The sequence below is a fragment of the Sphingomonas kyeonggiensis genome (assembly GCF_014204495.1).
In the GTDB taxonomy this organism is placed as follows: domain Bacteria; phylum Pseudomonadota; class Alphaproteobacteria; order Sphingomonadales; family Sphingomonadaceae; genus Sphingomonas; species Sphingomonas kyeonggiensis_A.
The window spans coordinates 639475-664840 of record NZ_JACHLN010000003.1 but is presented as its reverse complement, the minus strand read 5'-3'; the positions used below and the strand labels follow the sequence as shown (position 1 = coordinate 664840).

Below are 25366 nucleotides of genomic sequence, written 5' to 3'. Positions count from 1 at the left end.
GAGCGGAAGTTGTCGTCGATGCGCGTATCGAGTGGGGGACGTGAAGGCAGTGCGCGGTGGTGCCGCCGTCTCCTGCCGTTGCTGGCGGGACTGGTGCTCGCGATGCCGGCAACGGCGGGTCTCGGTCGCCAGGGCCCTGATCCGTGGAAGCTGAAAGTCGAATATGCCGAGGCGCCGCTGGGGCTCGACGCACCGGCGCCCCGGCTCGCCTGGCATTCGCCGGTGGCGCGCCAGACTGGCTATCGCATCCAGGTGGCAGCGTCTCCCGCCGCGCTGAAGACCGGCCCGTATGTGTGGGACAGCGGCAAGGTCGCTTCCGACGCCAATGTCCAGATCGCCTATGCCGGTCCGGGGCTCGAGGCGCGCCGGCGCTATTGGTGGCAGGTGCAGGTCTGGGACGGCAATGGCCGCGCGACGGAGTGGAGCACGCCCGGCTGGTGGGAGATGGGGCTGCTCGCCCCGGCGGACTGGAGCGCGCGCTGGATTTCCGGGCCCCATCGTCGCGACCATGACTGGAGCGACGTCACCCTCGAAGCCGACCTGACGCTCACCGGCAGCGCCGTCGACGTGCTGTTCCGCGCGCTGCCGCACGGCAAGACCTTCGGTGATGCCTATGTCTGGACCTTGCGCGAGGGCAAGGACGGGCCCGAGCTGATCGAGAGCCTGCGTACCTATCCCGGCGGAACCAGCTCGGCCGTGAAGACCGTACAGCTGAAGCGCGTGCCGCTGGCGAAGCCGCTCAAGGGTGTGCGGCACCGGCTGCGCATCCAGGCGGCGGGCACGCGCATCGTCACCAGCCTGGACGGCGTGGTCGCCGATACGCTCGACGATGCGACGCATAGCCACGGCACGATCGGGTTCAGCGCGAAGGAAGCGCGGGCCGCCGTGATCCATACCGTTGCGGTATCGGGGAGCGGCAGCCCCGCGATCTCGGCCGATTTCGCACGCAACGACAATCCCTTCACCGGCGGCGGCGTCTCGTCGCAGGGCCTGGTGGTTGCAAGCGGCGTCCCGAACATCGATCTGGTGCTGCCGATCGAAGCGCCGGCGCCCCTGGTGCGGCGTGTGTTCCGGCTGAATCCCGGCAAGAAGGCGATCCGCGCCCGGCTCTATTATGCCGCGGGCGGGATGCCGCGGATCACGCTCAACGGCGCTGCGGTGGGTTCGCCGCTGGGCGTCGGGTTTACGGCCTATGACAAGCGCGTGCTGGCGTACACCGCCGACGTCACCAGCCTCCTGCGTGCCGGGCAGAATGTGATCGGGGCCGAGCTGGGCCGTGGATGGTATGGGCTCTCCGATCCCAACGAATGGTATTTCCACGCGGCACCCTGGCATGCCGAGCCCGCGCTCAAGGCCCAACTCGAGATCGACTATGCCGATGGCTCCCGCCAGACGGTCGCCAGCGGCCCCGGCTGGCAGACGCGCTCGGGGCCGACGCTGGGCGATTCGATCCATCGCGGCGAGCGCTACGATGCGCGGTTGTTGCCTGACGGCTGGGATCGCGCCGGCACCGGGCCGGGCTGGCAGGCCGCGCGCTTGGTCGCCGGACCGGCGGGCAAGCTGGTGGCTGCGAATTCCGAGCCGATCGCGCCGGTCGAGACGATCGCACCGGTCGCGGCCACGCAGCCGACGCCGGGCGTGTGGGTCTATGACTTCGGTCGGATCGTCGCGGGCTGGCCGGTGCTCGAGGTGCGGGGCGGGCGGGGCGCAACCGTCTCGATGGTGGCGAGCGAGCGGCTCGGCGACGACGGTCAGGTGGTGCCTGCATCGGGGCTGATCGATGCCCAGCTCCAGACCGATCGTTATACGCTGGCGGGCAGGGGGCTCGAGCGTTGGGAGCCTAGTTTCGGCTATCGCGGCTTCCGGTACGTCCAGGTCGAGGGCTATCCGGGCACCCCGGGCGAAGGGGCACTCCGTGCACGCGTGGTGCATTCGAACGTCGCGCGGATCGGCAGCTTCGCCAGCGCCGACCCGTTGCTGGGCAAGATCGACGCCGCCGCCACCGCGACGATCCTCAACAATCTCCACGGCTTCCAGACCGACACGCCGACCTATGAGAAGAATGGCTGGACGGGTGACGCCCAGGCATCGGCGGGGGCCGCGGCGCGCAGCTTCGACATTGCGCGCGTGTGGACCAAATGGCTCGACGATTTCGGTGATGCCCAGTCGGACAAAGGCGAGATCCCCGAGATCGTGCCGGCCACGCCCTATTATGGCTATGAGGACACGCCGGGCTGGAACCTGATGTGGGGACCGACCACGCCCTGGGACGCCGCGGCACTGATCCTCCCCTGGGAACTCTACATCACCGACGGGGACACGCGCATCCTGGCGCGCAGCCATGCGATGCAGCGGCGGCTGGTCGATTACACCGCGACCTTCATCAAGGCGCCCGATTTCTACCGCGCCAAGGGGCTCAGCGAATGGCTGCCGCCGGGAAGCCTGGACTTCTTCAACGCGCGCGGCGGCGGCGTCGATGCGGTGACCACGGCCTATTTCTTCCATGAGGCCGACCTGCTCGCCAGGTCCTCGGTTGTGATCGGTGCCGAGGCGGATGCGGCTCGATATCGCGCGCTCGCCGATGCCATCCGGATGGCCTATAATGCCCGCTACTGGGATGCCGCGAACGGCTGGTACCGCACCATCGACGCCAAGGGTGTCGCGGGGCCGCCGCTCCAGGTGCAGAATGTGCTTGCGCTCGCCTTCGGCATGGCGCCCGAGGGGCGCGCGCAGAGCGTCGCCGATGCGATCGCCCGCGATGTCGAGAAACAGGGGCTGCGCACCGGCGTATACGGCACGCGCCACCTGCTCGACGTGCTGAGCGACCATGGCCACGCCGATCTCGCCTACCGGGTGGCGACGCGTACCGACGAGCCGAGCTGGGGTTGGTGGATCGTCAACGGCCATTCGACGATGTTCGAGAGCTGGGGGCTCGGCAGTCGTTCGCGCGACCATCATTATTTCGCGTCGATCGGTGATTGGATGCGCCAGCGGCTCGCGGGGCTGCGGCCGGGCGCACCGGGCTACAAGACGGTGCTGGTGAAGCCTGCGATCCCCGCTGGGCTGGCGAGTGCCGAGGCAGTGATGGAGACCGTTCAGGGCCGCGCAGCGTCACGCTGGCGCGTGGAGGCGGGGCGGCTGACGCTGGCCGCGGAGGTTCCCGCCAATGCGCTTGGCGAGATCTGGGTGCCGCTCGGCTTCGGCGCGATCACGGCGCCGGCGGGTGCCGAGCCGGTGCGGGATGAGAGCGGCTATGCCGTCTATCGCACCGGCGCCGGCAGCTTCGTATTTCAGACGGGAGGCAGGCGATGATCCGGATATTGGCCGCCGCGGGCGGGTTGCTGCTCGCCGCGATGCCCGCCGCGGCGCAGCAGGTGCGGACCGAGGCCGGGCCGGTGCGCGGCTTCAGCGCCGAGGGGAGCACGGCGTTTCTCGGGATCCCCTATGCCGCGCCGCCGGTCGGCGACCTGCGCTGGCGTCCGCCCGTGCCGCCCGCGCATTGGACTGCGCCCCGCGATGCGAGCCGGGCCGGCAATGATTGCATGCAGAACGCCATGCCCGGCGTCACGACTAGCGGCCAGCCGACCAGCGAGGACTGCCTGTTCCTCAACGTCTGGACGCCGAACGCCTCGGCTGGGGTGAAGCTGCCGGTGATGGTGTGGATCCATGGCGGCGGCTTCGTCAGCGGATCGGGTTCGCTTGCCGAGACTGATGGTGCACGGCTGGCGGCGCGCGGCGTCGTGGTGGTGAGCTTCAACTACCGGCTTGGCCGCTTCGGCTTCTTCGCGCACCCTGCGCTCGCCGCCGAGGGCAACGGCGGCAATTACGGCCTGATGGACCAGATCGCGGCGCTTGCATGGGTCAAGCGCAACATAGCGGGCTTTGGCGGCGACCCCGCGAAAGTCACGATCTTTGGCGAATCGGCGGGCGGGGAATCGGTGCTGCGGCTGATGGCGGCACCGGCGGCACGCGGGTTGTTCGCCCGGGCGATCAGTGCCTCGGGCGGCGGCCGCGATCATTGGCCGGTCGCGCCCGAGGCGGAGGCGAAGGGCAGCGCCTTCGCAGCGGCCGCGGGCGCCGGCGATGCGGCAAGCCTGCGCGCGTTGCCCGCATCGGTCGTGCTTGGCGGCATCAACATGCTCAACAAGGAAGATGCGCGTTATTCGGGGCCAATCACCGATGGCACTATCGTGCCCGAAGACGTCGCGCGCGTCTTTGCAGCGGGGCGTGAGGCCAGGGTGCCGCTCATCATCGGCAATAACGATGATGAGCTGGGCTTCGTCCCCACAGCATTGCTGCCGATGGTCAATGGCCCGGTGCTCGCCGCGCTCGGCAAAGGCGCCGATGCTGTCAAGGCGAGCTATGCCTCGCCCGAGAAGGCCACGCGCTATCTGGCGGGCGACGCGATGTTCACCGAGCCTGCCTTCTCGATGGCGCGTTGGCACGCGGCGACGGGCGCGCCGACCTGGCTTTATCGCTTCGGCTATGTCGCCGAGGCCAAGCGCAAGGAAGGCATCGGCGCGGGCCATGCGACCGACGTGATCTTCCAGTTCGACAATCTCGCGAAGGGCGATGCGAAGCCGAGCGCCGTCGACGCGGCGGTGGCGGCGCGGATCGCGGACTATTGGGCCGGCTTCGCGGCTAGCGGCGATCCCAACCGCAAGGGACTGCCGCGCTGGGATCGCCTGAACGGCGCCGCGCCGCGTCTGCTCGCGATCGGTGCGTCCGCGGCGATGACGGAGGCCGGCGGCCCGTCGCTCGCCGCGATCACCACCGCACGGGAGGCGAGGCAATGACCATGGCGAAGAAGTTGCGATGGGGCGCTGTGCTCGCCCTGCTGACGATGGGTTGTGCCCCGCATGTGCTGCCGCAGGACCCGGGTGCCCGGCGCATCTGGTCTGCGCCGCCGCCGCAGGCGCCGGCCCATCCCGAAGTGACCGAGACGCGTTTTCCGTTTGGAACGATCGTTCGCAATGTCAGCGATGCGACGCTCACGGTCTATCGCCCCGATCCTGCAATCGCGAACGGCACCGCAGTGATCGTCGCGCCGGGCGGTGGCTTCCACATGCTTTCGATCGAGAACGAAGGCACCGCGGTGGCGAAGTGGCTCAACGGCCTGGGCGTGACTGCCTTCGTGCTGCGCTATCGCCTGTTGCAGACCAACGATGATTTCACCGGCCAGTTCATCCGCCGATTGACGAATCTGCCCGAGCTTGCCGACGCCATCGTACCTTTGCGGCCGCTGGCGACGGCGGACGGCGAGCAGGCCGTGCGCTTCGTGCGCGCGCATGCCGCGCAATATGGCATCAAGCCGGATCGGGTCGGGCTGATGGGCTTCTCCGCCGGCGGGGCGGTGACGGTGTGGACGCTTGCCGCCGGGCACCGCGACAGCCGCCCCGATTTTGCCGCGGCGATCTACCCGGGGCTGCTCCCCGATCCGATCGCAGTGCCGGCGCACGCGCCGCCGCTCTTCGTGCTCGTCGCCGATGACGACAAGCTCTCGCGGGGCGACAGTGCCAGGCTGGACGCCGCCTGGCGTGCGGCGGGGGCCAGGTCGGAGTTCGTGACCTATCCCGATGGCAGCCATGGCTTCGGCATGGAGCGCAAGGGCAAGTCTGTCGACCAATGGACCGTGCGGATGCGCGGCTGGCTCGAATCATTGGGGGTGCTGCGCAAATGAAGCCGATCCATCTGCTCTCCGCCGGCGCGCTGGCGCTGGCCGTCACGGGCGCCGCCGAAGGCAGGAGACTGTCTCCCGCGCCCGCCCACCCGGGCGAGGGCTGCGCGGGGCTCGCCGGGCTGGCGCTGGGCAACGGCAGTGTTGTTTCCGCGACTCCCGTCGCCAAGGGGACGACGATCGATACCGAGCCCGGGAAGCCCGGGCTTCCCGCCGCAGCGCCCTTCTGCCGTGTGCAGGCGGTGCTCACGCCTGTTCCCGGCTCGTCGATCAAGGTGGAAGTGTGGCTGCCCGAGCTTGCGGCGTGGAACGGCAAGCTGCTCGGCGCGGGCAATGGCGGTTTTGGCGGCAGCCTGATGATCCCCGCGCTCACGATGCGGGGCGGTGTCGCGCGCGGCTATGCCACGGTCGGCACCGACATGGGGCATGTCGGTAGCGGCGACGTCGACGGAAAATGGGCTCTGAATGCGCCCGAGAAGATCCGCGATTTCGGCTGGCGCGCGAACCATCTGGGCGCCGAGGCGGCGAAGCGCCTGATTGCGGCCTATTACCCCCGGCCGTTGGCGGCGAGCTATTTCCACGGTTGCTCCGATGGCGGCCGGGAAGCGCTGATGGAAGCGCAGCGCTTTCCGACGGATTATGACGCGATCGTCGCCGGCGCGCCGGCGATCCCATGGACCCGGATGACGAGCGCGTTCGCCGCAGACGACCGCGTCGCCTTCGCGCGGCCCGAAGCGGTGATCCCCAACGCCAAGCTCAAGCTGCTCCAGAATGCGGCACTCGCGCAGTGCGACGCGAAGGACGGCGTGGCCGACGGAGTGATCGACGATCCGCGCACGTGCCGCTTCGATCCGGGCGCTCTGCTCTGCAAGGCCGGCGACGCACCGAGCTGCCTCACCGCACCGCAGGTCGAGACGGCGCGCGCACTCTATCGCGGCGTGCGGACGGCGGACGGCAAGCCCTTCTACCCGGGCTATATGCCCGGTGCCGAGGCGGTGCCGGGCACCTGGGATCTCTGGCTCACCGGGCCGAACGCGCAGCATGGCCGCTTCGCGACCGACTTCATGCGCTACATGGCCCATTCGGATCCGGCCTGGGACCTGACGCGCTTCGATCTGGCGCGCGATTACGCGCTGGCGAAGCGGCTTCAGGGCGCCAACCTCGATGCGGATAATCCGGATCTCCGGAGCTTCTTCGGCCGGGGCGGCAAGCTGCTGATGTATCATGGCTGGCAGGACGCGGCGATCGCTCCCGAGAATACGATCGACTATTTCACACGCGTGCAGCGGACGAACCGGGCGGCCGGCGATTCCGCGCGGCTGTTCATGATGCCGGGCGTGTCGCATTGCCTTGCCGGGCCGGGGCCCAATGTGTTCGACGCGCTCGGCACGATCGATACCTGGCGCCAGGGCGGCGCAGCCCCCGAGCGGATCGTGGCGACCAAGTTCGAAAACGACCTGTTCGGCTATCTCGGCTTCCCCGCCAAGCCGGTGCGTACCCGCCCGCTATGCGCCTATCCCAAGGTCGCGCGCTGGAACGGCACGGGATCCACCGACGACGCGGCCAACTTCATCTGCACCGCGCCGGGCAAGCCATGACCGCGCACGCGCTCAGCCATGTCACTGGGGCGGCAGCACCCGCGCTGCTCGACATCACCATCGGTGAGGCGCTGGTGCGCGCCGCGGATCGTTGGGGCGCGCGGGATGCGCTCGTGTCGGTCGCGCAGGGCGTTCGCTGGAGCTTCGCCGAGCTGCTTGCGCGCGCGGATTCACTCGCGGCGGGGCTGCTCGGGCTGGGGCTCGCGCCGGGGGACCGGATCGGCATCTGGTCCCCCAATTGCGCCGAATGGACCCTGACGCAGTTCGCTGCTGCGCGCGCGGGGCTGATCCTCGTCACGATCAACCCGGCCTATCAGCTTTCCGAAGCCGAGTTCACGATCAACCTCGTCGGGCTCAAGGCGCTGGTGGCGGCCGAGCGCTTCAAGACCAGCGCCTATCTCGAGATGATCGAGGCGCTGGCGCCCGAACTCGTGGAGAGCGAGCCGGGCCGGCTGGTCGCGGCGCGGCTGCCGACGCTGCGCGCGGCGATCCGGATCGGTGGCAGTCCGCGCCCCGGTTGGCTGGCGTTCGACGACATCGCCGCGATCCGCCCCGGGGCGCGTGCCGAGCTTGATCGGCTCGCCGCCACGCTTGATCCGGGCGATCCGATCAACATCCAGTTCACCAGCGGCACCACCGGCCTGCCCAAGGGCGCGACGCTCTCGCATCGCAACATCCTGAACAACGGCTATTTCGTCGGGCGCGGCATGGCGCTGGCGCCTGACGACCGCATCTGCATCCCGGTGCCGCTCTACCATTGTTTCGGCATGGTGATGGGCAATCTGGCCAGCATCACGCACGGCGCGGCGATGGTCTATCCCGCGGCGGCGTTCGATCCCGGCGCAGTGCTTGCCGCCGTCGAAGCCGAACGCTGCACCGCGTTGTACGGCGTGCCGACGATGTTCATCGCGGTACTCGCGCATCCCGAATTCGCCCGCTTCGACCTGACCTCGCTGCGTACCGGATGCATGGCGGGCGCGGTATGCCCCGAGCCGCTGATGCGCGACGTGATCGCGCGGCTGCACATGCGCGACGTCACGATCGGCTATGGCATGACCGAGACGAGCCCGGTGAGCTTCCAGACCGGGCTGGGCGACAGCCTCGATCGGCGCGTGGATTCGATCGGGCGCGTGTTGCCGCATCTCGAATGCAAGGTGATCGATGGCGAGGGCGCGACGCTGCCCGCCGGCCAGCCCGGCGAATTGTGCACCCGCGGCTATTCGGTGATGCTCGGTTACTGGAACGATCGTGAGCGCACCGCCGATGCGATCGACGCGGACGGCTGGATGCACAGCGGCGATCTCGCGACCATCGATGCCGAGGGCTATGGCCGGATCGTCGGCCGTATCAAGGATGTCGTGATCCGTGGTGGCGAGAACATCTATCCGCGCGAGATAGAGGATTTCCTGCTCAGCCACCCCGCGATCGAAGACGTCGCGGTGGTCGGTGTGCCGGATGCGCGGATGGGCGAGGAGCTCTGCGCCTGGATCCGGTTGCGCCTCGGCGCATCGGGCGACGAGGCAGCGGTCCGCGCCTTCTGCAAGGGGCGCATCGCGCACTACAAGATTCCGCGCCACATCCACTTCGTCGATGCCTTTCCGACGACGGTCACGGGCAAGATCCAGAAGTTTATGATCCGCGAGGCGATGGTCGCCGAACTGGGTCTGGAAACGTCGCCGCCGGCTTTCGGCGAATCCCAGGAGATACGATGATGATTATGTTTCTGGCTCTCGCCGCGGCCGCGCTGCCGCAGACTGCGCCCCAGGCCCTGCCACAGACGGCGCCTGCTGCGAGCCCGGCACCGGCTGCCGCGCCGAAATATACGCTCGACACGCCGATCGAGACGCTCGCCGCCAACGAAGCGGCGAAGGCCGTTCTCAATGCCGATCTACCTGGGCTGCTCGAGATTCCGCAATATGAGATGATCAAGGGCCTGAGCCTCACCCAGCTCCAGCCATATTCGGGCGGCAAGCTCACCGACGAGCTGCTCGCAAAGACCGCCGCCGATCTCGCGAAGATCCCCTGATGCGCGGCCTGAGTATCGCTTTCATGATGACGCTGTCGGTTCCTTCCGCCGCCGGCCTCGCGCCCGCGTTGGCGCAGGACGCGGAGCCACCGGTGTATCGCCGCGTATCCGCGCCGCTGAACGCGCGCGTTGACGATCTGATCGCGCGGATGACGCTCGACGAGAAGATCGCGTTGCTGGCCGGCGCTTCCTCGATGATGACGAACGGCGTACCGCGCCTCGGCGTGCCCGGGATCAAGATGACCGACGGGCCGACCGGCGTGCGGTCGCCCGAGGGCAAGCCCGCGACCGTGTTCCCGGTCGGCGCCGCGATCGCCGCGACCTGGAATCCGGCGCTCGCCGCGCGGGTCGGCGGTGCGATCGCCGAGGAGGCGCGCGCCGACGGTGCTTCGGTGCTGCTCGCGCCGACGGTCAACATCGTGCGCACGCCGCGCTGGGGCCGCAATTTCGAGACCTATTCCGAGGACCCTTATCTCACGGCACAGATCGCGCTCGGCTATGTCGGCGGCGTCCAGCGTGAAGGCATCGGAGTGTCGCTCAAGCATTTCGTCGCGAACAACCAGGAGACCAACCGCTTCTTCGTCGATGCCCGGGTTTCGGAGCGCGCGCTGCGCGAGCTCTATTTCCCGGCCTTCGAGACCGTGGTGAAACAGGCCGATCCCTGGTCGGTGATGGCGTCGTACAACAAGGTCAACGGCACCTATGTGTCGCAGAACCGCCTCCTGCTCACCGACGTGTTGAAGAAGGACTGGGGATTCCCCGGTGCGGTCGTTTCCGATTGGGGTGCGACGCATTCGACGGCCCCGGCCGCCAATGCCGGGCTCGATCTCGAAATGCCGGGCCCGCCCGCGCAGTTCGGCGCGAAGCTGCGCAAGGCGGTCGATGCGGGCGAAGTGGGCATTGCCCAGATCGACGACAACGCCCGGCGCGTGCTTCGGATGATCCTGCGCAGCGGCGTACTGGATCGCGCACCCTCGGCGCCGGCTCCGGCCCGCAACCATGCCGATGTCGCGCGTGCGGCGGCGGAGGAAGCGATCGTCCTGCTCAAGAACCAGGCCGTGCTGCCGCTCGGCTCCGACATCCGCACGCTCGCGGTGATCGGTCCCAATGCCGCTTCCGCACGGATGCAGGGTGGCGGGAGCTCCGAAGTCGTGCCGTTCGACGCGATCGCGTCGCCGCTCGCGGCGCTGCGCGCGGCCTATCCGGGCGTACGGATCACTTATGCCCAGGGCGTCGACAATGAGGAAACGCCCCCCGCGGCCGATGCCGCGCTGTTCAGTCCCGATGCCGGCCATGCCGAGCCCGGGCTGCACGCCAGCTATTTCTCCGCCGCCGACTTCGCGGGGGAGCCGGTGCGCAGCACCCGCGAGACCCGCTTCATCAAGCGGATCAGCGGCAATGTCGCGAGCGCCAGCGTCATCGGCTATGCCGCGATCCGCTGGGAGGGCTGGCTGTGGCCGCGCCGCAGCGGACGCCACGAGCTCAGTATCCGCGGCACGGGCTCGGCGACGCTCCTGCTCGACGGCAGGACGATCCTCGACAAGAGCGTGAAAGGTGTGCCGGACGCGCGCGACGTGATCGGCTTCCCGGTGCTCCGCCGCACCGTCGCGCTCGATCTGGAGGCCGGGCGCGGCTACCGCATCCGCCTCGACTATGCGACCGGCCAGACGCCCTATGAGGCGCTCGCCTTCGGGCTCCGCGAGCCTTCGCCGTCGCTCGACGAAGCCGTGGCTACGGCGCGGGCGGCGGACGCCGCGATCGTGCTTGTCGGTTCCTCCTCGACGACCGAGGGCGAAGGCTATGACCGGCCGACGCTCGCGCTCCCGGGCGAGCAGGACAAGCTGGTCGCCGCCGTTGCCGCCGCGAACCCGCGTACGGTGGTGGTGGTAAACAGCGGCGCCGCCGTGACGATGCCGTGGCGCGATCAGGTGCCTGCGATCCTCCAGCTCTGGTTCCCCGGCCAGGAAGGCGCACAGGCGCTTGCCGCTATCCTTGCCGGCCGGGTCAATCCCTCGGGCAAGCTCCCGGTTAGCTTTCCCGCCTCGGATGCCGACGACCGCGCCGATCTCTCCAAGATCAGCAGCGACTATTCCGAGGGGTTGCTCGTCGGCTACCGCAGATTCGACACGACGGGCACCGCGCCGCTGTTCGCGTTCGGTCACGGACTTTCCTATTCGCGCTTCGGCTATTCGGCGCTGAAGGCACCGCGTCGGCTCAAGGGCGGGGTGCCGCTCAAGGTTCAGCTCACGCTACGCAATGAGGCCGGCCCCGGGGGCAAGGAAGTCGTCCAGCTCTACGTTGCGCCCGCCGAGCGGGGCGAGGGCGAGCCGATGCGGCAATTGCGTGCCTTCGCGAAAGTCGCGCTCGCGCCGGGCGAGAGCCGCAGGGTCACGCTGACGATCGATCCGCGCGCCTTCGCGACATGGGACGAAGCCGAGCACCGCTGGCGGGTGCGCCCGGGTGCCTATGCTCTCCAGGTCGGTGGCGGTTCCGACGACATCCAGCTGCGCGGTGAGGTGATGGTCGCGGGTGGGGAGGCGTTCGTGCCCTGAAGCGCGATGGCTCCAGGGCACGAATGCTTCGACCAGGCGAGGCTGAGACATCGGCCACGCCCGGGATTGTGGATGCCAGTGTTTCCAACGCGCCGGGTGGGAAACACTGGCCGCCGCGGGTTCACTCTTTCCCGCGGTGTAACTCGTCAGCGCCCCAGCCGGCAGGCCTTGGGCGCGTTGACCGGGTTGCAGCGCGCTTCGCCACCGCCGGGCAGTCGCACGACATAGCTGGTGGCATAGGCGTTGCCCGGCTTGTAGAAGTCGGTCGAGACGATCTGCGCGCCGCTCGCAAAGGCCTGGTTGGCGCGGGTCGGGTCGTTCACCTTCGCCTCATAGGTTTCGATGTCGGCGCGGGCGCGGACCAGATAGCCCTGCTTCACGCGCTCGGGAATCTCCCTGGCGCGGACATTGGCATTGTCGAGCAGCAGGAAGGCGGCATAGCTCTGCCCCGGCGTGGCGCGCAGGAAGGCCGCGCGGCCCTCCAGATTCTCGTGCCCGGCATGATAGGCAGCCAGCGCCTGGGGATCCATCGCGGTCAGCAGCAGGAAGACGAACTTGCCGCGCGACTTCGCAAGCGTCGGCCAGTTGTGCGCGAGCACGCCGGCCTCGAGCGTGGGATAGGTGCCGCGGACCTGATCCGGTGTCACCAGCTTGTCGCGGCCGATCTCGCGGAAGATCGACTGGTCCATCTCGTCGAACGCGGCCCGATCGAAGGCGAGGGGCGGGGACGAGTTCGGGAACACCGGCAGCGCATCGCTCTTCGCTTCGACCAGGATGAAGATGGGAGCGTGATCCGGATGCGCATCGGACCAGGCGCGAAGCTGCTTCAGGCAGCGCGTGAACAGGTTGCAGCTCGATCGCACGTCGAGATCGGCGACGTGGAAGACCTTGAGGCCGGGCTTCTCCATGTCGGTAGCGTCATAGGGCAGCATCTGGCTGTCGCTGACGCCCTTGGCACGCAGCGCGGCTAGACCTGCCGGATGGGCGTAGCGCCCGCCCTGGGGATCGTTGTTGATGTCGATCTCGAGGCTGCGCATCCCGGCGTCCAGCTGGTCGGTCAGGCCGGTGTAGCGATAGCTCAGGCCTTCGCTCATGCTGGTGAAATTGGGGTGATATTCCTGCCAGTCGGCCTTCATCTTCTCGGGCATCGCCTTGGTGAAGGCGGCCAGCTTCGGGCCGAGCGTGGCATCGACCATCGCCAGCAGTTGCGGGTCGACACCCTGCGAATAGCTGTTGTGGGTCCCGATCACCTGGATCTCGTTGAGCCGCACCTCCTCGGTGCGGGGCGCTTCCTGGGCAATGGCGATCGCGGCGGCGGTGCAGGTGGCGATCAGGCCGAGGCCGATGGCGAGCTTCTTCATGTCGTGCGTCCTTGGTGCGACGGATCGCGCGCCGCCTCTCACCGAATGGCGAAGGCGGCGGCGAAGGCGCGTCAGAAGTTGATCTTGGCGAAGGCGCCGAGCGTCCGGTAGGCGTTCGGCGAGGTATAGTGCAGCAGGCCGAGCGGGCCGTAGATCTGCCAGCCGGTGGAATAATAGGTGTTCAGCAGGTTGCGGGCATAAACGCCGAACTCCACCGCGCCGTCCAGCTTGGCCAGGCTGACGCGCCCGTTGAGCAGGCCATAGCCCGGGATCCGCGAATAGGTCGAATTGGGCGTCTTGGTGCCGTCCGCGTTGCTGACCGCCGGGGCGAGGATGTCGCCGAGCATCGCGCCCGTCACCGTCTGGGTGTCGCTGCGATAGCCATAGTCGAGATGCGCCTTGAAGTTCAGGCCGGCGCCGATCTCGTCGGCATAGTCCATCGTCACGCTCGCCTGCCATTCGGGCGCATTGGTGAGGCGCGTGCCGGTATAGTTGGCGGTCGGGCTCGCGACGTAGTTGGTGAAGATGGCGTCGGTATAGGTCACCGAGCCGCCCAGCGTGATCTGCCGCGCCGGCTTGACCGTGAGCGATGCCTCGATGCCGCGCGAGCGGAGACCCGGCGCGTTGCCGATGGCCGATGCCAGGATGAACCCGCCGATGCCGGTGCTCACCGGCGTCAGGATCGTCGCCTGGAAATCGGTGAACTTCGACGAGAAGGCTGCGAGATTGAACCGCGCGCGGCGATCGAACAGCTCGCTCTTCAGGCCGATTTCCCAGCTCTTCACCGATTCCGGATTGTACGGATCGTAGCGATTGCCGACAAAGGCGACGCCGCCCGGCTTGTACCCGGTGGCGTAGCTTGCATAGACCATCACATCACGGCTGATCGTGAATTGCGGCGCGATGCGATAGGTGAAGCGGCCGCCCTTCTTCGATCCGGTGCGGAACGCTTCGGTCGGTCCCGCGCCGGTGGCGACGAAGATCGGCGAATAGCCGGTGATCGGCCTGGGATCGATATTGACGTAGCTGATCGTCTGGCTGTTCCAGTCGTAGTTGTAGCGCCCGCCAAAGGTCACGCTGAACTGGCGCGCCGGCGTGATCTTGACCTGGCCGAACGCGGCCGCCGCCTCGTTGGTGGCGTCGAACAGCACGGCGTTGCCCAGCATCGCCTTGGTGATCGGATCGAAGGCGCCGGTCACCGCATAGAGCGTCGGCGACGGCACACCGGCAGGTGACAGCAGCGGCGTGCCGAGCGTGCCCCATTGCAGCTGGGTCTGCTTGGCATTCAGCTTGTTGTAGAAGGCGCCGAGCAGATATTCGATCGTGCCGCCGGTGGGCGAGGCGAAGTGGATTTCCTCGCTGAATTTGTTCGTCTTCAGCCGGCCCGAATTGAACGGGATATAGGCATAGACGTTGCGGGGCAGCAGATCGGCAGGCGTGTCGTTGTCGAACGTCGTTTCGCGATAGGCGGTGATCGAGGTCAGCGTGTGCCGGCCCATCTCGTAGTTCACATGGAGCGAGCCGCCCTTGTTGGTCGTGGTGTTGTGGCCCAGCGATCCGTCGGCGCTGTCGGCGTTCTCCGGCCCCGGGATGACGCCAAGCGCGATCTGCGCCGCGGTCAGCGCGGCGGCGGGTGCGAAGGTCGAGCCGGCAGGGCCGCCAACGGGCACGCGGATGGCGGTGTCGATATGGTGGGTATATTCGCCGGCGAGCACCAGCTCGAGCGACGGGGCCGGCTGGAACAGCAGCTTGCCGCGCACGCCCCATTCGCTGACCAGGCCGAGATTGCGGTCGAGCACCACATAGCGGCCCTTGCCGTCCTGCCCCAGTGCGAAAGCGGAGACGCGCAGCGCGGCCTGGTCGCTGATCGGCACGTTCACGGTCGCATTGGTGTTGCGGTCGTTGCGCTCGCCATAGCTGGCATAGGCGGTGCCGGAGAACTGGCCGATCACCGGCTTGTTGGTGGTGATCGCGATCACGCCCGAGGTCGAGTTCTTGCCGAACAGCGTGCCCTGCGGGCCCATCAGCACATCGACGCGCTGGATGTCGGTGAGGCCGATCAGGCCGTTGTCGCGCTGGGCGTCCATCACGACGTCATCGACGACGACATTGACCGATTTGGCGTTGGAGAAGTCGAACGAAGTGCTGCCGACGCCGCGGATCTGGAAGGCGGCGCCCTGGGTGGGGTCATATTGAACGCCGGGCACGACATATTGCAGGTCGGTGAGCGAGGTGAAGCCGCTGTCCTCCAGCGCCTGGCCGCTGACCGAGGTGATCGAGATCGGCACCGACTGCGCCTTTTCCTGGCGGCGCTGCGCAGTGACGACGATATCGGCGAGGCCGGTGTCACCGGACGCCTCGCTCGTCTGCACCGGAGCGACGTCGGCGTTCTGCGCAAACGCTTGTTCAGTAAGGCCAAAGCCGCAGCTGAGCGTCGCTGCGCTGGCCATCAGTCCGCGAAATAGGTCGGTTCTCATCCGAAATACCCCTCGAAGTCCCACCGATTCGGCGGGATACGGGGCACCTCCTATGGCGTGTCCATGACGGCATAATTACACTTGTTCAGTAACTGTCTCGGGGGGCATGCGCATTGCTGAAGGTGCGCCGGCAGGCTCGTCCAGCGGCGAATCCGCCAGAATTATGAGTGAAACCAGCGTGATCAGCGCGGCAGCCGCGCTCGGGACGAGCAGCACCGGCGCGAACGTCTGTTCAGGCCCAAGGGCCGCGCGCGGATCGAAGCCCAGGGTGCGATAGCCGGCGAACAACAGTCCCGAAGCGATGGCGCCACATAGATTGAAGGGCAGGTGGAACCCGGCATAATGCGCGGCTGCGCGCTTCCCCGATGGTGCGCCTCCGGCATCGAGCCGCGCGCCGAGCAGCATCCGCAGGGCCATGAAGTCGATCGCGGAGGTCAGCCCGAACGGCACCGTCCACAGGATCAGCGCGACTGGCGAGCCGGCGGGCAGCAGCGGCAGGGCAAGCGCCAGGCCCAGATTGGCCCAGAGCGTCAGACGCAGCAGCGCATGCGCGCTGAGGCTGGCGCCGATCCGGATCGCCGCGAGGATGCCCATGGCGGCGCAGATGGTCTGGACGAGGATCCCGGTCGGCGCCCAGCCGCGCAGCCCCAGGCCATTGTCGACCATGTAGAAATAGCCGGTGGTGGTGATCGCCGCATGGGCGCCGTTGAGCGCGAACAGCGCCGCCAGCTGGCGGTTGCCGCGATTGGCGAACAGCAGCCGCAACGGATCGAGCAGGGAGGCGAGCCGCCACCTGTCCGGCGCGGGCGCCCGGTCGGGCAACAGGGTGACGAGCGCGGCGTGCAGCACCAGGGCACCAAAGGCGACGGTGATCATGATGACGGTGAAAGGGGAAGGCCAGCCGGCGACCTGCAGCGCGCCGATCGCCGAAAAGCCGATACCGCCAGCGATCCCGAACAGGGTCCGCGTGCCGAATATCCGTCCCCGGGACCGGCTATCGTGCGCGGCCTCGAGTGCCCAGGCGCCATGGGTGACGTTGCACAAGGCCCAGCCGACCACCAGCGCGATCAATGCGATTGCCACCGATGCGATCGATGGCGCGGTGCCCTGTCGCAGCAGTCCGGCGGTGCCGATCAGCACCAGCGCGGTACCCAGGATCATCCATAGTCGCCGTCGTCCGAGCCGGTCCGATCCGTGATCGCCCATCGATCCCGCGAGCAACTCGGCAGGAATCGACGCGAAATTGGCGAGCAGCACCAGCCAGCCGACAACACCGACCTGCAGCGCGAGTTCACCGGAAAGATACGGTGCCAGGAAAACCCGCCGGGCGAGATCATAGCCTGCAAAGGCCAGCGACGGCAGCGACAGCACGACGAGGCGCGTGCCCGACAATATTTCCCGATCCGCCATCCCGCCGCACTCCGGCCCGGCGCCTATCAGCGGGTTGTGCCGTTTCGATGACTCCGTGCGCTCAGCCGGTCGACCGGGTCCGCCAGGTCTCCAGCGCGGCGAGGGCACGGGCAAAGTGGGCGTGATCGGCAGTCTTGCGCGCCATGCCGATCATGCCCATGCCGAAGGCGGCAATCGACAGGACCTGTCCGGCCGCGCGGTCGAAACCCGCGCCGATACCAATCCCCATTGGCGCCATGTCGCTCGCGCGCCAGTTCTCGCCGCGCCTGCGCCGCATGTCGATCGCGTAGGGCAGCAGGCTGGGTTCGCGGGCGCTGGCGAGCGCGATCATCGAGGTTGCCTTGACCAGGTCCTGGATACTGGTGTCGTTGGGGGGCGTGCCATTATGGTCGATGCGGATATCACTCCGCCGGCTATGGAAGCGGGCAATGACCGCATGGAGACCGGCCACCACCAGGGCCGGTCTGGCCCCGAAATGATAGACGACCGTGGAGGCCGGCACGCCCGCCGCGAGCGCGACCGAGCGGTGCGTCACGCTTTCGATGCCTTGCGAGACGATCAGGTCGGCGGCGCTGCCTGTGATCCGCTGGCGCTTCGCATCTTCCTCCTCGGCCGCCGGCGTCACGGCAGCGTCGAGCTGGCTGATCAGCGATGCGATCACGGCGCCCTTGTCGGCATCCGCGCCGGGAAAGATGCCGCTCGCAAAGCGCTGGAGGCACAGCGAGCGCAGCAGCGCATATTTCGGATCCTCGCCGGCGCCGAGCGAGAATCCCGCCTCGTCCAGCACATAGCCAAGCGCCAGCTCGGCCAGCGCCGCGTCTCCGAAGATCAGTTCGGCCCAGAACCGCCCGGCATCGTCGAGCCAATCCTCGAGCACAGGCAGCCGATCGGGCCGTAACGCACGATCATGCACCAGCTCGATCAGGAGGATCGCCTGGCGTCGCTCCCGGGTCACCCATTCGCGCAGTGCCAGTTCCGCGATGGCGGCGCGCGAAGCGCTGTCCCCGGCACCCACATCGTTCGCAAGCGCTCCCCATTTTCCGAAGAACACCAGGTCGCGTGCATGCGCTGCCTGCGTCACGCCCTCAACCAGTTGCTCCTTGCTGCCCATGCGTGTCGAGATGACAGGCACGCTGACGCCAAGGCTGGTCGCGAGTGGCCGCAGCGTCAGCTCGGCGAGTCCCCCGGACGCAATAAGATCCAGGGCCTGGTCGACGATCGCATCGACGGAAATACCAAGGGGAAGCGTTGATCGGTTCACGGGCACGCCGGGGGTCTATCGCAATCCCTTCGCCCGGTCACGATCCGCGAAGCGTCTGCGCGGGTTCCTCTTGGGGATTGCCGCAAGGATGCCAGGTCGGGTGGAAGACGCTGCGCCGGATTGGCCGGATTTTCCCGGGCGCCCCTCCGCCGGACCGTCCAGCTTGAATTTCGTTCTCGAATGTACTAACTGGTACACAGTTGACGTCGCCGCCGCGACGGTTCCGCGATTCGACGCGTCCCATCGCCCAACCGCAGTTCGGCCTTCCCGACGATCGTTACGCAAGAAGGAGGTGCCGCATGTCGGGCACTAGACAATGGGCCAGCCTGCTTACGCGCGGCTGGCTGGTGCTTTTGGGCTTGGTACTGCTCGCGGCGGGCCTGTTCTTTGCCATCGGCGGCGCCAGGCTGATTAGCCTCGGCGGCAGTTTCTATTTCCTGCTCGCGGGTATCGCGCTGGTGGCATCCGGCGTGCTGATCGCGCGCCGTCGCCCGGCCGGCGCACTGGTCTTCGGCGCCACCTTCCTGCTGACGATCCTCTGGGCGCTATGGGAAGTCGGCTTGAGCTTCTGGCCGCTGATCTCCCGTCTGCTCGCGATGGGCGTGGGCGCGACCGTGGTGGCGCTGTCCTATCCGCTGCTCCGCCGTGCCCAGGGGCTGGCTCCGATGTGGCGCCCGGCGCTTGCGGCTGGGGCCGTGCTCGGCATTGCCTCGGCAACCGGCTTCGGCGCGATGTTCGTGCCGCACCCGACCGTGGCCTTTGCCGGCATGCCGGGGGCGCTTGTGCCCGTCGCTCCGGCACAGGTGCAGAAGGACTGGGCCGCCTATGGCAACACGCCGGGCGGCAGCCGCTTCGTCGCGCTCGACCAGATCACCCGCGACAATGTGAAGAACCTCAAGGTCGCCTGGACCTATCGCACTGGCGATGTCGCGGTGAGCGACGGCAATGGCGCCGAGGACCAGGACACGCCGCTGCAGATCGGCGACACCGTCTATATCTGCACCCCGCACAACAACGTCATCGCGCTCGACGCCGATACCGGCCGCGAGAAGTGGAAGGCGCTGATCAACGCCCATGCCTCGGTCTGGATGCGCTGCCGCGGCCTCGCCTATTTCGATGCGCGCGCACCGCTGCAGCAGCCCAACCTGCCCGGCGCAACGCCGGTCCCCTCGGCGATCGTACCGGAAGGCGCCGCCTGCCAGCGCCGCATCCTGATGAACACGATCAACGCCGAGCTGATCGCGCTCGACGCCGATACCGGCAAGTTCTGCACCGATTTCGGCCAGGGCGGCCGGGTCGATCTCAAGGCCGGCCTCGGCAACGCGCCCGACCCGCAATATCAGCTCACCGCCGCGCCGACGCTGGCCGGCACCACGGTCGTGGTCGGCGGCCGCATCGCCGATAATGTCCAGACCGACATGCCGGGCGGCGTCGTCCGCGGCTTCGACGTGATCACCGGCAAGCTGCGCTGGGCGTTCGATCCCGGCAATCCCGCGATCACCGGCACGCCCCCGGCGGGGCAGACCTATACCCGTTCGACCCCGAACGTCTGGTCGTCCATGTCCTATGACGCGGCGTCCAACACCGTGTTCATGCCGGTCGGCAGTGCCTCGGTCGATCTGTACGGCGTGCCGCGCACGGCGCTCGATCACAGATACGGCGCCTCGATCCTCGCGCTCGACGCGACCACCGGCCGCGAGAAGTGGCATTTCCAGACCGTCCACAACGATCTCTGGGACTTCGACGTGCCGATGCAGCCGAGCTTCATCGACTTCCCCATGCCCGGAGGCCCGGCCGTTCCGGCGCTGATCGTCGGCACCAAGGCCGGGCAGGTCTATGTGCTCGACCGCGCCACCGGCAAGCCGTTGACCAGGGTCGTCGAGACGCCGGTCAAGGCAGCGGACATCCCCGGCGAGCCCTATGCGCTTACCCAGCCGCGCTCGGTCGGCATGCCGCAGATCGGGGTAGGGCCGCTTGCCGAGAAGGACATGTGGGGTGCCACCCCGTTCGATCAGCTGCTCTGCCGCATCGCCTTCAAGGGCATGCGCTATGAGGGGCTGTACACCGCGCCCGGCACCGACAAGTCGCTCAGCTTCCCGGGCTCGCTCGGTGGCATGAACTGGGGCGGGGTCTCGACCGATCCCACCACCGGCACCGTCTTCGTCAACGACATGCGCCTCGGCCTGTGGGTGCGGATGGTCCCGCAGACCGCCGCGCAGGCAGGCAAGAGCGGTGCGGCGGGCGAGGCGGTCAATACCGGCATGGGCAGCGTCCCGCTGAAGGGCACGCCCTATTCGGTGGTCAAGGACCGCTTCCTCTCCGCGCTCGGCGTGCCCTGCCAGGCGCCGCCCTATGGCACGCTCACCGCGATCGACCTCAAGACGCGCAGCATCAAATGGCAGGTACCGGTCGGCACGGTGCGCGACACCGGCCCGCTCGGTATCCGCATGGGCCTGCCGATCCCGATCGGCCTGCCGACCCTGGGCGGCACGCTGGCCACGCAGGGCGGGCTGTTGTTCATCGCCGGCACGCAGGATTATTATCTGCGCGCCTTCAATTCGGCGACCGGCGCGGAGGTGTGGAAAGCGCGCCTGCCCGTCGGTAGCCAGGGCGGGCCGATGAGCTACCGCTCGCCGCGCACCGGCAAGCAATACGTCGTGATCACCGCGGGCGGCGCGCGCCAGTCTCCCGACCGGGGCGACTATGTGATCGCCTACGCACTGCCCTGATCCGATGATCGGGAGCGCGGCGCGCCGCTTCGCTCCCGCCCTTGTTCCACCCTTGATGACCCCGTGTCCGGCGACACGGGAGGGAAGGCGTTTTGGCCCGGTTCGTACCTCTGTTCGCAGCAGCATTGCTATCTGCCTCGCCCCTTTCGGCGGCGCACGCCCAGTCGGAGACTCCACCGGTGCCGGCCGAGGCCGGCCTGCTTTCTCCCGACCGGGAAACGCTGACCGGCGATTGGGGCGGCGCGCGCAGCGACCTCCGCGAGGCCGGGATCAGCGTCCGCGCCGATTATGTCTCCGAGACCTTCGCCGCCGTCGATGGCGGCCTGAAGCGCGGTACCGGCTATACCCAGCAGCTGCGCGCCGGCGTCGATGTCGATCTCGACAGGACGCTCGGCTGGTCCGGTGCGCTCTTTCACCTCACGCTCAACGACCGGCGCGGCATCGGGGTCTCGTCGGACATCGTCGGCAACCGCCTTCCGATCCAGGAGGCGGCGGGCGGCAACTTCACCAGGCTCACCGAGTTCAGCATCGAGCAGAATTTCGATCGCGGCCGGCTGAACCTGCGTCTCGGCTATTTCGCGATGGGCAACGACCTGGGCGGCATGGCGATCGGCTGCAACCTGGTGAACGCGGCCTTTTGCGCGCATCCGCTGGCATTCTCGGGCGATACGGGCTGGTACAATTACCCCAATGCCCGCTGGGGTGCCGCGCTGCGCTATCGGTTGCGTCCGGGCGTGACGCTGCGCACCGGCCTCTTCCAGGTCAATCCGCGCCTCAACGACGAGCATAATGCCTTCCGCCCCTTTGCCGGCGGCTCGACGGGCGTGCTGGTGCCGATCGAAGTCGAATATGATCCGGGCATGGGCAAGGACAGCCGCGTGCTGCCGGGCCATTACAAGCTTGGCTTCTACTACGACAGCTCCACCGCCGCGCGGCAGGGCCGGCCGGGCAGCGTCACCGGCCGCTACGGCGCCTATATCCTGGCCGACCAGATGGTGCTGCGTGGCAGCGGGGGCAGGGGGCTCTCGGTCTTCGGCCAGTTCGCCGCCAATCCCCGGGCATCGGCGCCGATCACCCGCTGGGTTGCCGCCGGCCTGGTCAAGACAGGCACGTTCCCGGGCCGCGATGCCGATACGATCGCGCTCGGCGTGATCCAGGCGCGGGTCAATCCGCGGCTGCGCGCGCTGCATGAGGCGTCCTCCGTCATGCCCGACGGCTTCGCCTCGCTGCCGGCCGGCGAGACCGCGATCGAGCTGAGCTACGGCATCCAGCTGCGCCGCTGGCTCAGCATCCGGCCCGACGTCCAGTATATCCTCGATCCGGGCACCTTCGCCTTCCGCCGCACCCGCAACGCGCTGGCCTTCGGCAGCCAGGTAAAGGTCCAGTTTTGATGGCGGCGTCAGCGATCCGCGCGGCAATAGCGCAGGACGGTGTCGATCACCTGCTCGCGCCGCTGCGCGACCGCCGCGTCGCTCTCCATGTCCGCCCCGAAGATCGTGCCGAAGGTGTAGCGATTGGCGACGAAGTAGAAGGCGAGCGCGCTGATCGTCATGTGCAGGTCGGCGGCGTCGATCCCGGCGCGGAAGCTCCCCTCCGCGACGCCGCGATCGAGCAGCGCCTGGGTGCGCGGCAGCACGACTTCGTTGCGCCCTTCCGAGATCGCGCCGACATGCGGTCCGCGCCGCATATTCTCGTCCATCACCAGCCGCACCAGCTCGGGATGGCGAAAGTGGAAATCGAAGCTGTGCGCGGTCAATCGGGCGAGCGCATCGATCGCCGGCAGCGCGTCCAGCCCGGTGTCGAGCTCGGCCGAGCGGAAGCCGCGATAGGCTTCGGTCAGCACGGCGCGGTACAGCCCGTCCTTGCTGCCGAAATGATAGTAGATCATCCGCTTCGAGGTGGCCGTGGCCGCCGCGATCTCGTCGACCCGCGCGCCCGCAAAGCCCTTGTCGGCGAAATGCCGCGTGGCGATCGCGATGATCTCCTGGCGATTGCGTTCAGTGAAATTGTCGTCGGCCACATCCTGCTTTGCGATCCGGCGCGCGGCATTGCAACGTGCAACGCGCCGGATGTGCCTCGAACGACCCAAACCGCGGAGCGAGCATGACAAGCGACAGGAAGATCCAGATCGTGATCGTCGGTGGCGGTGCCGCCGGCCTTGAACTCGCGCGCAAGCTCGGCAGCCGCTACGGTCGCAAGCGGCACGACATCATCCTGATCGATCGCAACCGCACGCATATCTGGAAGCCGTTGCTGCACGAGGTGGCGGCGGGCTCGCTCGATGCCAGCCTCGACGAGGTCGGCTATCGCAGCCACTGCCATCGCTGGGGCTATCGCTATCATTATGGCACGCTGGAGCGGATCGATCGCACCGCGCGCCGCGTGCATCTCGCGCCCGTGCTCGATCCCAAGGGGCGCGAAGTGATCGGCGCGCATACGGTGCGCTATGACTATCTGGTGCTCGCCTATGGCTCGGTCACCAATGACTTCGGCACGCCGGGCGTCGCCGAGAACTGCCTGTTCCTCGACAGCCAGGCACAAGCGGACAGCTTCCGCGACCAACTGCTCGACCATTGCCTGCGCGTATCGCGCGCCATGTCGGAGGATCCGGCATCGGATGCCCGCGTGCGCATCGCCATTGTCGGCGGCGGCGCCACCGGCGTCGAGCTCGCCGCCGAGCTCTACAATGCCGCCGACGGCCTCAGCTATTACGGGCTCGAGGTGTTCGATCGGAAGCGGCTCGACGTGACCCTGCTCGAGGCCGGGCCGCGCATCCTGCCGGCATTGCCCGAGCGCCTGGCCGATGCGGCGCGCGAGGAGCTGGAGGTGCTCGGCGTCAAGGTGATGACCGGCGTCGCCGTCACCGCCTCGACCCCGCTCGGCATGGAGACGCGTGGTGGCATTTTCGTGCCCGCCGATCTCCAGCTCTGGGCCGCCGGCGTGAAGGCCGCGCCGATCCGCGAGGGGCTGGACGGGCTGCGGCTGTCGCGCGGCGACCAGGTCATCGTGCGGCCGACGCTGCAGAGCCTGGACGACGAGCGTATCTTCGCGATCGGCGACTGCGCGTCCTACACGCCCGCCGGAAGCGATCGCCCGATCCCGCCGCGCGCGCAGGCGGCACACCAGATGGCGGACACCGCCTTCGCCAACCTCTCGCGCCTGATGGCCGGCATCCCGCTCAAGACCTTTGTCTACCACGATCACGGCTCGCTGGTGTCGCTCAGCCGCTTCTCCACCGTGGGATCGCTGATGGGCCGGCTGGTCGGCGGACGCATGGCGGTTGAAGGACGGTTGGCGCGGTTCGTCTACATGTCGCTCTACCGCATGCACCTGATGGCGGTGCATGGCAGGATTCGCGGTGCGATGCTAATTTTTGTCAGTTATATCAACAGGTTCGTTCGTCCTAGGCTCAAGCTGCACTAAGGGCTCGGCTCAGGGCGCAAAACCGTCCTTGGCCTGTACTTTGTGTACTTTCGCGGATCGCCGCCCGATCGGTGTAGGCAATCAGCGCCCGAGCAACCGGTCGAGGATCAGCCCTTCCAGCGCCGCCAGCTCGGCGTCGCCGTGGCGGCGCGGGCGGGGCACGGCGATCGGCAGGTCGAGCGCGATCCGGCCGGCTTCCATCACCACGACCCGGTCGGCCAGTGCTACCGCCTCGGCCACGTCATGGGTGACGAGCAGCGCCGAAAAGCCCTCGCTCGCCCACACGGTCTCGACCAGCGCCTGCATCTCGATCCGGGTAAGCGCGTCGAGCGCGCCCAGTGGTTCGTCGAGCGCGAGTAGTCGCGGCTGGCTGATCAGCGCGCGGGCCAGCGCGACGCGCTGGCGCTGGCCGCCCGAAAGCGCGGCGGGCCATTGCTCGGCCTTGTCGGCCAGTCCCACTTCGGCAAGCCGGGCATCGACCAGCCGGTCGCGCTCGGCGGCATCGAGCCCGGCAGGCGCGCCGACCGCGACATTCTCGCGCACGCTCGCCCAGGGCAGCAGCCGCGGCTCCTGGAAGACGAGCCGTGCCGCATCGAGGTCGACGTCGATGCTGCCGCCACCCGGCAGGATCAACCCCATGACCGCGCGCAGCAGGGTGCTCTTGCCGCAGCCCGACCGGCCGACGATCGCGACGAACTCGCCGGGCTCGATGTGCAGGCTCAGCCGGTCGAGCACCTGGTTCTGCCCGAAGGCGACCGACAGCTCGCGGACGGCCACCGGCGCGCCGCTGATCGGGCGGTCGGCCTGTTCGACAAGGCCCAACTCTACAAGGCGAAGTGCGGGAAGGTTCAT

16 protein-coding genes are annotated in these 25366 nt (G+C 68.1%); 10 read left to right on the top strand and 6 right to left on the bottom strand.

Annotation, left to right across the window (positions count from 1 at the left end; translation table 11 throughout):
* Positions 1 to 18: 18 nt before the first annotated feature.
* From HNP52_RS17155 to HNP52_RS17125, 7 genes are read left to right on the top strand one after another with little or no spacing between them, the layout of a single operon-like run.
* Positions 19 to 3312 carry an alpha-L-rhamnosidase gene (locus HNP52_RS17155; RefSeq protein WP_260396254.1) on the top strand — a complete coding sequence of 1098 codons (3294 nt, stop codon included), beginning with the start codon at positions 19 to 21 and terminating at the stop codon, positions 3310 to 3312.
* Positions 3309 to 4796: a carboxylesterase/lipase family protein gene (locus HNP52_RS17150; RefSeq protein WP_184168830.1), complete on the top strand. Its 1488-nt coding sequence runs from the start codon at positions 3309 to 3311 to the stop codon at positions 4794 to 4796. The genes HNP52_RS17155 and HNP52_RS17150 overlap by 4 nt, the downstream gene beginning before the upstream one ends.
* On the top strand, positions 4793 to 5680 hold the full coding sequence (locus tag HNP52_RS17145) for an alpha/beta hydrolase (RefSeq protein WP_184168829.1): 888 nt from the start codon (positions 4793 to 4795) through the stop codon (positions 5678 to 5680). The genes HNP52_RS17150 and HNP52_RS17145 overlap by 4 nt, the downstream gene beginning before the upstream one ends.
* Entirely contained in the window at positions 5677 to 7275 is a 1599-nt protein-coding gene (locus HNP52_RS17140) for a tannase/feruloyl esterase family alpha/beta hydrolase (RefSeq protein ID WP_184168828.1), read from the top strand. The genes HNP52_RS17145 and HNP52_RS17140 overlap by 4 nt, the downstream gene beginning before the upstream one ends.
* Complete coding sequence (locus HNP52_RS17135; RefSeq protein ID WP_184168827.1) at positions 7272 to 8987, top strand: AMP-binding protein; 1716 nt, start codon at positions 7272 to 7274, stop codon at positions 8985 to 8987. Before HNP52_RS17140 ends, HNP52_RS17135 begins: the two co-directional genes overlap by 4 nt.
* Positions 8987 to 9301, top strand: coding sequence for a hypothetical protein (locus HNP52_RS17130; protein ID WP_260396201.1), 315 nt, complete (start codon positions 8987 to 8989; stop codon positions 9299 to 9301). Before HNP52_RS17135 ends, HNP52_RS17130 begins: the two co-directional genes overlap by 1 nt.
* Positions 9301 to 11853: a glycoside hydrolase family 3 C-terminal domain-containing protein gene (locus tag HNP52_RS17125; protein ID WP_184168826.1), complete on the top strand. Its 2553-nt coding sequence runs from the start codon at positions 9301 to 9303 to the stop codon at positions 11851 to 11853. The genes HNP52_RS17130 and HNP52_RS17125 overlap by 1 nt, the downstream gene beginning before the upstream one ends.
* Before the next feature lie 146 nt (positions 11854 to 11999).
* Here HNP52_RS17125 and HNP52_RS17120 read toward each other — a convergent pair whose 3' ends face one another.
* The 4 genes from HNP52_RS17120 to HNP52_RS17105 all read right to left on the bottom strand — a co-directional run bounded on the left by HNP52_RS17120 (position 12000) and on the right by HNP52_RS17105 (position 18368).
* A complete protein-coding gene (locus tag HNP52_RS17120) occupies positions 12000 to 13214 on the bottom strand; it encodes a Ca2+-dependent phosphoinositide-specific phospholipase C (protein ID WP_184168825.1) in 1215 nt (404 codons plus the stop codon).
* Between the two features lie 71 nt (positions 13215 to 13285).
* Positions 13286 to 15664 (bottom strand): TonB-dependent receptor, encoded by a 2379-nt coding sequence (locus tag HNP52_RS17115; protein ID WP_184168824.1) that lies wholly within the window; start codon positions 15662 to 15664, stop codon positions 13286 to 13288.
* A 102-nt stretch (positions 15665 to 15766) separates the two neighbouring features.
* Positions 15767 to 17101, bottom strand: coding sequence for an MFS transporter (locus tag HNP52_RS17110; RefSeq protein WP_184168823.1), 1335 nt, complete (start codon positions 17099 to 17101; stop codon positions 15767 to 15769).
* 61 nt (positions 17102 to 17162) lie between these two features.
* Positions 17163 to 18368 (bottom strand): TetR family transcriptional regulator, encoded by a 1206-nt coding sequence (locus HNP52_RS17105; protein ID WP_184168822.1) that lies wholly within the window; start codon positions 18366 to 18368, stop codon positions 17163 to 17165.
* Positions 18369 to 18661: 293 nt separating this feature from the next.
* On the opposite strand from HNP52_RS17105, the gene HNP52_RS17100 reads away from it, so the two are divergent.
* Together HNP52_RS17100 and HNP52_RS17095 are read left to right on the top strand one after the other, a co-directional pair.
* Positions 18662 to 21091, top strand: a complete 2430-nt coding sequence (locus tag HNP52_RS17100) for a glucose/quinate/shikimate family membrane-bound PQQ-dependent dehydrogenase (protein WP_184168821.1) — start codon at positions 18662 to 18664, stop codon at positions 21089 to 21091.
* Between the two features lie 179 nt (positions 21092 to 21270).
* Entirely contained in the window at positions 21271 to 22482 is a 1212-nt protein-coding gene (locus tag HNP52_RS17095) for a carbohydrate porin (protein ID WP_311768507.1), read from the top strand.
* 8 nt (positions 22483 to 22490) lie between these two features.
* Here HNP52_RS17095 and HNP52_RS17090 read toward each other — a convergent pair whose 3' ends face one another.
* On the bottom strand, positions 22491 to 23111 hold the full coding sequence (locus tag HNP52_RS17090) for a TetR family transcriptional regulator (protein WP_184168819.1): 621 nt from the start codon (positions 23109 to 23111) through the stop codon (positions 22491 to 22493).
* 83 nt (positions 23112 to 23194) lie between these two features.
* Between HNP52_RS17090 and HNP52_RS17085 the strand changes: the two genes are divergently transcribed.
* Complete coding sequence (locus HNP52_RS17085; protein WP_184168818.1) at positions 23195 to 24514, top strand: NAD(P)/FAD-dependent oxidoreductase; 1320 nt, start codon at positions 23195 to 23197, stop codon at positions 24512 to 24514.
* 81 nt (positions 24515 to 24595) lie between these two features.
* On the opposite strand, the gene HNP52_RS17080 is transcribed toward HNP52_RS17085, so the two are convergent.
* Positions 24596 to 25366, bottom strand: a complete 771-nt coding sequence (locus tag HNP52_RS17080) for an ABC transporter ATP-binding protein (RefSeq protein ID WP_184168817.1) — start codon at positions 25364 to 25366, stop codon at positions 24596 to 24598.